The following is a 13,086-nucleotide window of genomic DNA, read 5'->3' as shown; positions in this document are numbered from 1 at the left end:
AAAATAAAAGGAATAACAAAAATGAAGATAAAGAATAAGTTGAGCAACCTTGCATGGAGCAGACTTCGCAACCGAGGTTTGCTCGTTGCCGTTGGTGTTGCCGCTCTTTTGGCAGCAGCTTGTGCCGACGATGATTTGGCAACCGACAAGCCCAATAAACACATGGGCACCACATTGGCTTTCAATGTGAGCGATGTGCAGATGGATGCGTTGGCACAAAACCCCACCGGACAAACACGTGGTTTGAGTATGCAGCCCATTCCAGCAAGCTGTCTTGCTCCACGCAAGATCGAAGCTACTGGCAGCAATCCTCATGACTTCTGCTTGATAGAGTCGACAGTTGAGGGTCTTAACCCAGTGAAAGTGGATGCGAAGACACGTGGAACAATTCTCACCGCCAGCACGCTTGGCACCTTCTCTTCGATTGGCTATCGTGCGGCAAGTCCTACAGCTGCATCCAATCCTAACACAGCGCTGTTGTGGTTTCATGGTGAAAAGACTAATCCCGATGGCACGTTGGTAAGTCGTTACGATTGGGACTGGCCAGTGAATGTTTATGGTCGCTTCTATGCTGTGTCGCCCGAAGCTACAGCAGCCAATGGCATCACGCTCTCACCGAGCAACTATGCGCAGGTGCCTTATGTTGATTTTGAGGTGAAAAGCAATGTTGTTGACCAAGTCGACTTGATGACAGCCTGCTCGGGTGAGGTGCACTATGAGCATGGCAACGACCCCACGAGCAACCTCAAGTTCACGCATGCCTTGGCTGCTGTGAAGTTTTCCATCGGCAGCAACCTCTCACCTGTCACCATTGAGAAGATTGAAGTCTCGGGTGTGAAATACAAAGGTCGTTACGAATTGCCCAATGCGTTGAATGCAACGGGCACATGGACGTCGGTTAACGCTGCCACAACCACCGTAACGCTCGATGGCATCAACATGAATGCAGCAGAGATGCCCAACACGATGTTGGCCGGTGCACTCAATCCTGCGACAAATCCCAACAATCGTCATGGACGCGATGCTTACACATTCTTGATGATTCCACAAACCTTACCGAATAAATCAGATGGCAATCATGCTAAGGTCACCATCTATTATCAAGAAGGTCCTACCACCAAGCATGTATCATTCCCTTTGACTGGCGAATGGAAGGCCAACACCACACGAGAATATAAGCTCTCACAGAAGAATTCGAGCTGGGGCTATATCTTCACGTTGGCTAAAGAAAACAAGACATTTGATTATCAAGGTAACGAAACCAATAGCGAGGCTGCTTTTGAAGTGACGAGCTATCGTCAGGCACCCGATGGCACGAAACAGCCCGTAGCCTGGAAGGTCACCAAATACGAGGAGTGGGATTATACCACCAATAACTGGGTGACGCGCGCAGCAAAACCCGCTTGGTTAGGCAATATTGCCGACCAGGGCACAGGTGTAGCAGGGAGCGCCGAGTCGGTGAATACATCGGTAGAGGCTGCAACCATCACCGATAGGCTGAAGGAATATAACGATGTACTGAAGAATGCCACACCAAAAGGCACTGCAAGTAACCCTTATAACCTTGCAAACCCAAGTGGCAATGGTGCACGAAATTATATAGAGGAAAGTGCCAACTGCTATCTTATCTCTGCACCAGGCTATTATTGCATCCCACTGGTTTATGGTAATAGCATCAGAAATAATATGTGGAATACTAATTCTTTTAAGTCGTCAGCTCCTGCGGGTACACCATATGTGCTGAAGACGTTTAAAGCTGACGATAGGGATATTTCTAATCCATATATTGATCAAAATTTAGGTGGAGGTATGATAGGAGGTACTGTGGTTTGGGAGGATAAGCCCAATTTAGTTCGTCCTTCATCTTTCAATATTATTCCAGGTTCTCCTAATTTCTTAGAGTTTGAAGTAAAGCGAGAAGATATTCAAAATGGTAATGCCGTTATAGGAGTCCTTCGTTCAGGAATTGCTTGGTCGTGGCACTTGTGGTTCGATCATGCCGATGCATTAGACGTAATTCCAGTGAAGAATTACGATGGAACGATTTATAAATTCACTCGCAACACCTTGGGACAAGCATATACGAAATACGAGGCAACATCTTATGACAAGCCACGTAAAGCGCGTCTTACGATAGAACAGCAAGCTGGGAATAATCATACGAAGGCATCAAGCTTTGTCGAAATCACTCAAAATCCAGGTTTTAATAAAGAAGGTTTTGCTACGCTCTATCAATTTGGACGGAAAGATGCCTTACCTGGGACGGATACATTCTATCCGAATGGTAAAACATCGGCTAATCCCAGTTTTAAAGTTGTTGCAGGTGCCCAAAGTATTGGTACCACTATCAACAATCCAGGGGTAATGTATTTAGCAAGAGATCCTTACAATCAAGTTTATGCTAATACTTGGTCTGCTAATAATATCCATCTTTACAACTGGAGTAATGATCCTATTGTCAAGACTGTTTACGACCCTTGTCCAGCAGGTTTCCACATACCGTCTTCTATGGCAGGGACAGGTTTTACTACAACAGGGATTGGAACTACCAATTCGAGTGAGTTTAATATAGAGGGAATGTGGAGTAAAGGATGGAACTTCAAAACGAATATAGGAGGGGCTACTATATTTTTCCCTGCTTTAGGCGTGCGTGATGATGGTACAGGTACTTTAAATTCTGTAGGCATAGGAGCATATTATTGGACGGCTCTCCCAAATGATAGCCAGGATGGTTTTTCGATATCCTTTGGCGAAGGGGGAATCGGGCCACAAGCAATAAGCATTCGTGGGGGAGCCTGCTCCATCCGTCCTGTAGCTGAAAGCAGAACAAAAGTAAAGCCGAAGGTGCCTGGATCGACCGAAGAAGGATGGGAAGATGGTGGCGACCTTGATGGTGGCGAATATGAATTGTAATGTGGCCACTCAAGATGGTATAAGAAGAAGTTCAACGAATAGAAACAACGAACGAAGAAAGAATATGAAAAGAAATATACTGAAATTAGCTTGCTTGGCGGTGGCGGTGTTGCTGTCCGCTTGTAGCAGCGAAGACATTGTGGGTGAGGGCAAGAAGGTGGATGTGTCGAAAGGCATCACTTTCCAGTTCAGCGAGGAACGATTCCTGCCTGGAACATTCAGCGGTGCAACACGTGCGGCAATGCAACCCCAAGTGGTTGACTTGGGTAACGGCATGGAGGCCGAGATGACACTCGAACCCGACAGCAGTTGCATGGGCAACACACGTGCCGGCGATACACCCATCAGCGATGGCCACTACATGATTTACGCCATCAAAACCGAAGATGGGCAACGCTACGACGGTTTGAAAGGCGAAGTGAAGAACGGCAAGTTCATTCCCGACACGCCCACCCCTTGGTATCTCGAGTCGGGAAAGGAATATACCTTTGTCTGCTGGAAGGATAAAGAAGAGTACAATGGAACATATTATCCTTCTATTGCTGATAATGGAACAGATATAGAAGTTTATGTTGGCAGTAATGCTATGATTGGCACTACAGTTCATACCGTGACTTATGATGACGAGGATGTGGTTCCGCTCCAGATGAAGCATTTGGATGCCCGTGTGCGTGTGCAGTTCAATACCTACACCGCACCGATGAAGAATGCCGAGATTACTTGGCTCTCTGGTGATGGTACAGATAATAGCCAGCGAAAATTCGATTTAAAAGGAAACCTTACTTATGCCGATATCGGTCCGTTTCCTAATGTCTCAGGGACATTTGATATCACTCCAGCTTATACACCTTCGGCTAAAACCATCGTCTATAAGCATCTATCAAAAAATAGTTTATATTATCCTGACAATAGTCACATAGCTATTTTATATTTTCCAATTGGATTTACCTCGACTTCTACTCTTTATGGTAAATCGTTGTCTGATTTTATAAATAGTGATCCTCAAAGAACAGGTTCTGCAGGCGGCCAAAACCTTTATACAACACTGAAAAAGAACCACAGCTACACGTGGAAATTCAACATCCGCCCCTCCGTGCTCTATCTCTTCAGCGATGGCACCGTTGGCACGCTTGGCGATAAAGGCACGCGCACACCGATTGGTGTGGTGGTGAAAGAAAAAACATCGGACACGGATAAAGGCATGGCAATTGCGCTGAATAACGCGGCTGATGGCGTAAACTATGTTGCTGCTCTAAATGATTACTCCATACCTTTTAAACTTACTGATGATGATTATATTTTTAAGTTTACTACTGATGGTTATGATTACACGCATAACACAAATGTTTATGATGAAAGCCGCTATGCGGATATGGCGACAAATATGCATATACCGCAATCTCCTAAATTGCCTGCCAAGGATTTAAAGGATTTGACAACACATAGCTATCTGTTGCCAGCCTATCACAATGCTGCCACTTATAATCCTGGTGTGGCCACTCAGAATATTGGAGAATGGTTTTTGCCCAGTGGTTTGCAATGGCGAAAAGCGCTTTCGGCCTTGGGCAAAATTGCACCGACGACACTCGACAATGCTTATGGCGATAATTCGCAAAATTATTTCTTTGATCCAAGTTTCGAACCTTACGATACGCACACATTCTTTTCGATGGATCTTTCGAAATTGCAGAAATTTTTCACCGATGCGGGCGGAACATTCCCAACAGGCTGGTATAATATGTCGGGTGGTGGAGAACCAGGCAACCGTGTGCATTTCTTGTTGTTCCGTCCCACACAAGTTTGCCTGTTATGGTCGCAGGAAGCCCATTTTGAGGTAGCTCATGTGCGCCCCTTTGTTTATTACTAAAATGGTTTCGGCGTTTGCTGATGGGTTCGATAAGCATTGTAGTGGCCGTGACTATGTGCGAATGTCGTTAACCCGCGTGTGCAAATGACTGTGGGAGAACCAAGCCTGTAGGGCTTGTACTTTTGATAGGCCAGGGTAGGCGACGATAGGAGCCTACCCTGGATGCGTTTGCAGGGTGGGAACCTATGCCATTGACATTGTAGTACTTTCTTTAAACTCATTTGTGCAAAAGGAATATCATTCATGAACAAATCCATTTGATATGTGCAAATGGGCAAGGCATAAGAAAAGAAAGTACAACCCCCAAGGGGGTAGCATTTTTGCTTGCGCCGTTATCCGGGGGAGCCTCCTATCGTCGGCAACCCCGGGCTATCGAAAGTAAAACCGCGTTGCGGTAGGGCACACCACATAATCGGGCATGCGTAAGCACATATGCCACAGCGCAAAGGTCATGACGCATAGCGTTGATGGATGGACATTGGCAAAAATGCCATCGCGTGGATGAAGATAGGTTGATGGCAGATTGGCGATACCATGTCCAATCATTCTAATATAGAAAGGCATGTTGGCGGAGGCTCTGCTCGCAACTTTAATCATGAAAAAGTATTCGGCGAGGGTCTCGACAACAACTTTAATCAGAAAAAAGTATTCGGCGAGGGTCTCGACAGCAACTTTAATCAGAAAAAAGTATTCGGCGAAGGGTTCGCCAACAACTTTAATCAGAAAAAAGTATTCGGCGAAGGGTTCGTCAGAATATAAAATAAGCCCATTAGACAATACATGTCAAAGTAGGCTAACTTCAATAATTTTACAAGCAAAAAGATTGTAATGATGCAGAAGAAAATTAATAGAAGGCCGAGATTAAAACTAAATTTCAAAGACCGAAATACGAGTTCTATAAAAATATATCATAATTTTGCAGTTGTTTGTTGGCTCTATAACCTTACAGAAGACTATGCAATAATTTTGAAATTAAAAGGAAAATGTTTGCAAGGAAACTAAAAATATAGTACATTTGTGCAACTTTTAAAAGATTAACGCTTAATGAGACGGCTGAAAATCACGAAATCTATCACGAGCCGAGAAAGTGTTTCGCTTGATAAGTATTTACAAGAGATTGGGCATGAAAGCTTGATTTCTATGGAGGAGGAGGTGGCACTAGCTCAGCGGATAAAGAATGGGGATCGTGAAGCTGTAAAAGAATTAACGCGTGCCAATTTGCGGTTTGTCGTTTCGGTGGCTAAGCAATTCCAAAATCAAGGTTTGGCGCTCTCAGACTTAATAAATGAAGGGAATTTGGGGTTGATACGCGCGGCAGAACGATTTGATGAGACGCGTGGTTTTAAGTTTATATCTTATGCTGTTTGGTGGATTAGACAGAGTATATTTCAAGCGATTGCTGAGCATAGTAGGATTGTGCGCTTACCTTCAAATCGTATAGATTCTGTCAATAAGATACGGCGTGTATTGAATAGTTTTGAACAAGAGCATGAGCGCCGTCCCAATCTCGATGAGATTGCCGATAGAGTAGGGATGACAAAAGAAAAAATCCTGGAAGCATTCCACGATGATAGTCATCAGCTTTCGGTTGATGCACCATTTTCAGAGGGTGATGATGCATGTTGTTTGCTTGATATTTTGCCCAATGAGGCAGCTGTTATGGCTGATAAGCATCTTGTTTTAGAATCGTTGCGTGCAGAAATTATTTCAGCATTGAGTTTGTTGAATGAAAAAGAGCGCAAGATAATAGAAGCTTTTTTCGGTATAAATCAGTCTGAAAAGACATTGGAAGAGATTGGGAATGAATATGGATTGACACGTGAACGTGTGCGGCAAATAAAAGAAAAAGCAATTAGGAAATTGCGTAACAATACAAAGAATAAGGGTTTGAAGTCTTATTTAGGACAATAAAATGCAAGAAAATAGTTAATATAAAAGTAAGGATAAAGAAAAAATGAGGAAAATATTGTTTTTATTAAGTCTTCTTTTTTGCAGTGTAGCCAGTTATGCGGGAAGACAAACCGTACATCTCTATGGTTTTGCAGCCTCTTTTAATGATTCAATTGTTTATTTTACGGATTTGCAAACAATTGCTCAAGCGGCGATAGATAGGAATAATTTTTTGTATGGACGTGAAGAGTATTCCAACCAGTTGCGTGATTATTTGGCTGCACAGGGATACCCACATGCTACTTGTGTCACAGTTTGGGCAACTTCACGTGCTGCTTTAGAGAAGAAATATCAACGTATGCGTAGCCGCTATCTGATGCTGGCTAATCGACGTGCGAAGAAGAATGGTACAGCTTCTTACACCATTAAATATCTCACACCAGAAGAATTTAGCTATACTCCTGTCGCTATCGAGAAAGAGGTACAGACTAAATAGTATGGAAAGGTGGTCGTTTGGATATTGCGGTTGTCTTATTATTGTTCTACGTTTTTAGTGATGCATGGATTATTATTTTGAAATAGCAGAGCATTTCTTGTGTATAAAGTCATCTTATGAATTGCAAGATTTATTCGAAGTGTTTCCTTCTTCGAGGAACTTTTATTGCAAAATAACTCCGTCATGCGAATTACTTTTCACACTAACAATAGATGAAAATTTAGATACTGTAGACGAAGCACTATGTCATACTATCCGGACCTTTGATACTGGGAACGGCGATACGGTGGTGGATAAAATCAATAACGACGATTATCAATTCACCATTAAAGACATTTATGGTGAGACTTGCGCTCGATTGTTAACGGGCGCACAATTTACAGCTTATCGATGTGAGCTTTATGGCGATATTCATAAGCGATGTTTCGGTTTGAATAATGTTTTGATGTTGGCGATGGCCTTCGCTGGAAGTTTTAAAGACACCTTGTTGATTCATGCTTCAACGGTGCAGAACGGCGACTATGGTTATCCCTTTATTGCAAAAAGTGGAACAGGGAAGAGCACTCACGTAGGGCTGTGGTTGACTCATATTCCTGGAAGCGAATTACTCAATGATGACAACCCTATCATTCGCATTATTGATGGGATGCCTTTTATCTATGGTAGTCCATGGAGTGGAAAGACACCTTGCTATCGCAATAGAAAGGCAAAATTGGCTGCCATTACGCGTATTGAGCGGGCGGACGAAAATCGATTGGATCAGCTTCAAACAGTACAGGCATTCGCTTCGTTATTGCCCTCGTGCTCCTCAATGAAATGGGATAAAGTTATTTTTGATAACATCTGTAATGTGGTGAGTAAGTTTATCAAGCTTGTTCCCATCTGTACGCTACATTGCCGTCCCGATAAAGCTGCAGCCGAATTATCCTATCAAATGTTGAAAAAATGACACAGAAGACCTTCTCAAATGCACAATTACTGCCCGAAGTGGTTAAAATGTTAAACGAGGGGCACACCGTAACGCTTCCTCTGAAGGGCTATAGTATGCGTCCTTTCTTAGAAAATGGGCGTGACAAAGCACTATTAATAAAGGTGCAACACCTTAAGAAAGGAGATCCCGTTTTGGCCGAAGTGCGACCAGGGCATTATGTGCTCCATCGCATTGTGGCTATCCATAGCAATCGTGTGGTGCTCTGTGGTGATGGAAACCTCGCAAACGAATATTGCCGACAGGAAGATGTTCGCGCTTCGGTAATTGGATTTTATCGCAAAGGGCGCACCACATTAGATCGTATTGATGGTTGCAAATGGCGTATTTACTCTATGATTTGGGTAAATCTTCGTCCTTTCCGCCGTATTCTTTTGGGCGTTTATCGCCGTTTTTGGATAAAATATTTTGGAGCACTTTAATGAAGAAAATTAGATATGAGAACAAAGAAAGATTTTAATCTCAGAAATGTGTGCGGTGAAAACATCATCGTTGCTGAGGGTGAAGAAAATATTGATTTTAGCGACATCATTAGCATGAACGAAACGTCAGCCTATCTGTGGAAGCAAGTGCAGGGGAAAGAGTTTACCCCCGAACTGCTTGTTGAATTGCTAATGCAGGAATATGATGTTGCCGAGGGTGAGGCGCTACGTGATGTAGAGCAATTGATAAAAGTCTGGTGCGACGCAGGAATTGCAGAGTAGGTGAAAGTGTTTTTCTACTCTACAAAGCTGATAGGAATTCTGCAGTTCGTTTCCTCAATAGGTTTGGCACTGCCGGGAGCTTCACCACTATATTGCTTCAGTCAAGCTTTAGTCTCCTTCTATCTATTCTGAGCTAATTCTATAAAATTAGAGAAATTTTATCATTCGAATACGCTTAAAACAAAATATGAACATCTCATTTTTTTAGTTTTCTTTTCATTGGATGGACAAGATTTCCCTTTCCATTTTTTTATAAAGACCACAAAAAATGAGTTGTTCATTTATAACATAATGTCAAATGCTTAACTTGAGGTTCGCTTCTTTGATATAAATCAATAGAGGTAATGAAGGAAATGAAAAAGATAGAGATAATTTTGTAAGTTTCTTGAATTTTTATACCTTTGCAGAAGTTTCCAATCAAAGAAAATGTTTAGAATACTCATTGTTTTATTTATAGGTGTCATCTTAGGTTATGTATTTCGCAATGTGCGTCATATAAAAGTTGTAGAGAAGACAGAGCATTACACTGTTTTGGTTTTGCTTTTTGTATTTGGCATTTCCATTGGCTCTAATCATGATTTGGTGAGCAGCATTGGTTATTTTGGTTGGCAGGCTGTCGTCATAGCAGTGTTAGGCATGATAGGGAGCTTTGGTGCTGGTTATCTGTTCAATCGTTTTATAAATAAGAAAGAAACAGCAAATGAAAAATAATTTGTCATTATTATTAGCGCTGATTGGTGGTATTTTTGTAGGTATGAGCGGCATTGCACCCGATTGGATGCATGATGAATCACTTCCTATGATGGTGCTCTGCGTGTTGATTCTTCAAGTGGGAATCGGTGTGGGCGCAATGGACAACCTCACGGCGATGTTTCGTTCTATTAATATTAAAATGCTACTCTTGCCATTGTTTACAATTGTGGGTACCTTGCTTTTTACCTTATTTGCTTTCTTCATTTTTCATCACGAAAGTATGTTCGATGTAATGGCTTTGGGGAGTGGCTTTGGTTACTACTCACTTTCTTCTGTGCTGATTGCGCAGTTAAAAGCGGCAACGGTAGGCGTAGCAGCAGCTACACAATTGGGCACAATCGCTTTACTGACCAATGTTACACGCGAACTCTTGTCGCTATTTTCTTGTCAAATATTGACAAAAAAAGGAGGCTCCTTGGCAGCTATCTCAACAGCTGGAATAGGTTCAATGGACGTATGCTTACCATCAATCCTTCATGCTTCGGGCGATCAGCGTGTCGTTCCTGTAGCAGTCTTCCATGGGTTAATTTTAGAAATTAGTATCCCCATGCTCATCACTCTCTTTTGCTCTTAAGTTGTTTTGAGTTTTGTCTCGATAAAATTCTTGAGCACGACTGCTTGATTGTGCACTTCATCCTTTGCACCATAGAGCAACGTAACATTGTTTTCCTTCAGTTGTCTTTTACACAATGCGATGAAGCCTTCTGTTTCAGGATTGTCCTCCAGTTCTTCAGTATATTTTTGCACGAATATAGGGAAGTTCTCGGGCTTATGTCCAAACCATTCTCTAAGTTCAGTCGAAGGGGCAATAAACTTCGCCCAAAAAGCTATATCTGCTTTAGCCTTTGCCATACCTCTTGGCCATAGTTTATCGATTAAAATCCTGAAACCATCAGTGGCATCCTCTGGCTCGTAAACCCTTTTTATGCTAATTGTATTCATGAAGACAAAGGTACTAATATATATTAAAAGGACGGAATTAACATATTTAAAAAATGTTTTTCTTTATACTTTTGCAGCAAAATTAATGTAGTAAGATATGATAAATATAAAGAATAAGAAGGTTGCTCAGGCGTTATCGCTATTTTCATGTTTCATGGTTATGGCCACTTTGGCTGTGGTACGAAATGGGCGCTTGTTTGGAGTTTCAGTGCATCGCCAAATACCGAACGTAGAGCAGCGTAATGTGGTTTCCGATACCTTGCAGCGTTTAGCCGATGGAATGTTGGTTATTCGCACATTGCAATTGGGTAAGAATATCACAGGATATGGTGGTCCGGTTCCGTTGAAGATTTATATTAAAGACAAGAGGGTGGTTAGGATTGTTGCTGAAAAGAATCAAGAGACTCCCGAATTCTTTCATGAGGCCTGTCGTTTATTATCTGCCAGGAATGGTAAGAAAATCGATGAAGCACAACGAATGAAAGTGGATGCCGTGAGCGGCGCAACATTTTCGTCAAAAGCAATCATTGGCAATGTTGAACAAGGATCAGTCTTTGCTGCAAAGAATGCACACGAAAAAGATATTTGGGAGCTAATAAATCTTGACATAAAAACCACAGCAGGACTGATTGTGGTGTTGATGGCATCAATTTTACCACTCTTTTTGCACCGAAAGAGCTATCGCACATTATAGTTGGTGCTCAACGTAGCCGTATTGGGCTTTTGGTGTGGTACATTTATCTCCTATGCACTTATGATTGGTTATTTGGCTAATGGTGTGGATATCTGGGCTTTACCCATCCCCATAATTATATTGATTACAGCTTTTATCTATCCGCTGGTTGGAAAGAAAAATTATTATTGCACAAACATTTGTCCGTGTGGCTCGTTGCAGGAGCTGGTAGGAAAGGTAAACAAGTGGTATCGCTGGAGAATGTCAACAGAAGTTGTGCAAGCGCTAAATCGTTTTCGCGAAATTCTTTGGGCTTTGTTGCTCATGCTGATGCTACTTGACATTACGTTTAAATGGATGGATTATGAGGTATTCTCTGCCATCATCATTCAAAGTGCTTCTTGGATTGTTCTTACATTAGGTATTGTATTTCTACTTTTTTCCTTCTTTGTGCCGCGTCCCTATTGTTGCTTCTTATGTTCAACAGGGACACTCTTTAAGATTGCACAAAATTCAAAGTTTTAATTATATCTCGAGGATAAGATCCATTATAATAATATATGACACGCCAGTTCACATTTTGATATAAATCAATAAAAAACAAATTTTATGCTAAAAAGCATTTAAAGAGTTGCTACATAAAGATGAATATGCTATCTTTGCAAACACAAAAGGTTAATAGATTGTTTAGGTTTTTAGTTATTAGGTTTAAAACATGTGATCGAAAGGTGTTAGGCTTTAAAGGTAAAGACTAAGATTGTTGGATAACCCGGCGAGTGATCGTCGTATTTCAATGAAATTTCAATCACAAGATATAACAGCTTTGGAAGTGATTCCGGGGCTGTTTTTCTTTTATGTAAAAGTTAGGCTTATATGACAAAAGTGTGCTTATAAAGTTTCATTCTGGTAGTGTCTAAAAAAGTGTGTAATCATAATTTTCCATATCTTCCATTTTGTTCAAAATTATTTACTCTCTTTCCAGCATCTCCCTTGATAGACTTTCCTTCGATATGTAGTCTGTGTTTCTTCCATTGCAACAGATGCCAATAGAAATTAAAGCACCTTCAGTTGGATAATTGACAATGGTAAGCACCTCCCGACTTCCATCCTCCAACACACCCAGTATGGTATAGTAGACTTCCTTGGATACTTGCTGATCCCTCCGGGTTGCGATAAAGGTGGCATCAATATAGATCGCCAGATAGTGGGCTGATAGTCGACGATTGAGCCATGCTTCAACATCTTCTCGACAACTGTTGGCCAAGTAAGAGATTTGCTGTTTGCTATAAGCCCGACCATAAACTGTCTCTATCACCTCACTAATTTGCTCTGTGGTGAGTCCCTTGGTATAAAGTTGATAAACTAAGGCGGTACGCTCTTCACATTCGCTACGAATAATCCCTAAAAGTACGGGATAGAAATTGCCGCTACGGCTACGTGGTATGCGCAAGACAAACGTATAGCCCTTACAATACCAACGGCGAGAACGAAAGCCAGTGCATTGCTCATTCTTATTCGCTTTGACGAATAAGTCGCGCTCGTGGCCAATCAAAGAATTCATAATCAACGATTGAAGCGTGACAAAACCTTCACTGCTACTTGTGTAATTCGAAATAATTTCCGAAATTTGTCCCTGTGTAAGTTCCATATTCTTGTTGTTTTTATTACTTAATGCAAAGATAAGAATTATGTTGAACTTACACACTTTTTTAGACACTACCATAGTTCCACGCTCCGCAATATACCGAAGTCCATCAAGATAATCTCTGTTAGTTTCGTTTTTGACAAACTTGCGATAGAGTATTTTGCCTGATGAAGCATCCTGAAACAGCATCACACCAAATGTCCTGGAAAAGTGTA

The 13,086-nt window shown here is 41.7% G+C and carries 13 protein-coding genes and 1 pseudogene; 11 read left to right on the top strand and 3 right to left on the bottom strand.

Translation table 11 applies throughout. The annotated features are described in order from the left end of the window. Positions 1–21: 21 nt before the first annotated feature. Together X919_RS15275 and X919_RS0110570 are read left to right on the top strand one after the other, a co-directional pair. A complete protein-coding gene (locus tag X919_RS15275; RefSeq protein ID WP_051502507.1) occupies positions 22–2,913 on the top strand; it encodes a hypothetical protein in 2,892 nt (963 codons plus the stop codon). 64 nt (positions 2,914–2,977) lie between these two features. Further along, positions 2,978–4,780: a hypothetical protein gene (locus X919_RS0110570; protein WP_028900077.1), complete on the top strand. Its 1,803-nt coding sequence runs from the start codon at positions 2,978–2,980 to the stop codon at positions 4,778–4,780. 369 nt (positions 4,781–5,149) lie between these two features. Here the strand turns inward: X919_RS0110570 and X919_RS16655 are convergent, their stop codons facing one another. Then, complete coding sequence (locus X919_RS16655) at positions 5,150–5,377, bottom strand: hypothetical protein (RefSeq protein ID WP_155949712.1); 228 nt, start codon at positions 5,375–5,377, stop codon at positions 5,150–5,152. A gap of 447 nt (positions 5,378–5,824) precedes the next feature. Here X919_RS16655 and X919_RS0110560 point away from each other — a divergent pair, with 447 nt between their 5' ends. The 7 genes and pseudogenes from X919_RS0110560 to X919_RS0110530 all read left to right on the top strand — a co-directional run bounded on the left by X919_RS0110560 (position 5,825) and on the right by X919_RS0110530 (position 10,185). Next, a complete protein-coding gene (locus X919_RS0110560; RefSeq protein ID WP_028900075.1) occupies positions 5,825–6,691 on the top strand; it encodes a sigma-70 family RNA polymerase sigma factor in 867 nt (288 codons plus the stop codon). Positions 6,692–6,734: 43 nt separating this feature from the next. Next, positions 6,735–7,166: a hypothetical protein gene (locus X919_RS0110555; protein WP_028900074.1), complete on the top strand. Its 432-nt coding sequence runs from the start codon at positions 6,735–6,737 to the stop codon at positions 7,164–7,166. A gap of 64 nt (positions 7,167–7,230) precedes the next feature. Beyond that, positions 7,231–8,115 (top strand): hypothetical protein, encoded by an 885-nt coding sequence (locus tag X919_RS0110550; RefSeq protein ID WP_028900073.1) that lies wholly within the window; start codon positions 7,231–7,233, stop codon positions 8,113–8,115. Beyond that, on the top strand, positions 8,112–8,576 hold the full coding sequence (locus tag X919_RS0110545) for a S24/S26 family peptidase (RefSeq protein ID WP_028900072.1): 465 nt from the start codon (positions 8,112–8,114) through the stop codon (positions 8,574–8,576). Before X919_RS0110550 ends, X919_RS0110545 begins: the two co-directional genes overlap by 4 nt. 15 nt (positions 8,577–8,591) lie before the next feature. After that, complete coding sequence (locus X919_RS0110540) at positions 8,592–8,858, top strand: PqqD family protein (protein WP_028900071.1); 267 nt, start codon at positions 8,592–8,594, stop codon at positions 8,856–8,858. 420 nt (positions 8,859–9,278) lie between these two features. Continuing rightward, positions 9,279–9,569, top strand: a pseudogene (locus X919_RS0110535) (LysO family transporter); the annotation flags it as partial. After that, on the top strand, positions 9,559–10,185 hold the full coding sequence (locus X919_RS0110530; protein ID WP_028900069.1) for a LysO family transporter: 627 nt from the start codon (positions 9,559–9,561) through the stop codon (positions 10,183–10,185). The pseudogene X919_RS0110535 and the gene X919_RS0110530, both read left to right, overlap by 11 nt. On the opposite strand, the gene X919_RS0110525 is transcribed toward X919_RS0110530, so the two are convergent. Beyond that, a complete protein-coding gene (locus tag X919_RS0110525) occupies positions 10,182–10,553 on the bottom strand; it encodes a DUF488 domain-containing protein (RefSeq protein WP_028900068.1) in 372 nt (123 codons plus the stop codon). The two genes, X919_RS0110530 and X919_RS0110525, sit on opposite strands and share 4 nt — an antisense overlap. 97 nt (positions 10,554–10,650) lie before the next feature. Here X919_RS0110525 and X919_RS17430 point away from each other — a divergent pair, with 97 nt between their 5' ends. After that, entirely contained in the window at positions 10,651–11,247 is a 597-nt protein-coding gene (locus X919_RS17430) for an FMN-binding protein (RefSeq protein WP_371212590.1), read from the top strand. Between the two features lie 3 nt (positions 11,248–11,250). Then, on the top strand, positions 11,251–11,751 hold the full coding sequence (locus tag X919_RS17425; protein WP_371212591.1) for a 4Fe-4S binding protein: 501 nt from the start codon (positions 11,251–11,253) through the stop codon (positions 11,749–11,751). Positions 11,752–12,193: 442 nt separating this feature from the next. On the opposite strand, the gene X919_RS15265 is transcribed toward X919_RS17425, so the two are convergent. Continuing rightward, on the bottom strand, positions 12,194–13,086 hold an 893-nt coding region (locus X919_RS15265), incomplete at its 5' end, for a transposase (protein ID WP_253270130.1).

Origin of the sequence: Prevotella sp. HJM029, assembly GCF_000599605.1 — a bacterium.
Classification (GTDB): Bacteria; Bacteroidota; Bacteroidia; order Bacteroidales; family Bacteroidaceae; genus Prevotella.
Note: the sequence above shows the minus strand (reverse complement) of the source record. Positions and strands in the feature narration are given on the sequence as shown.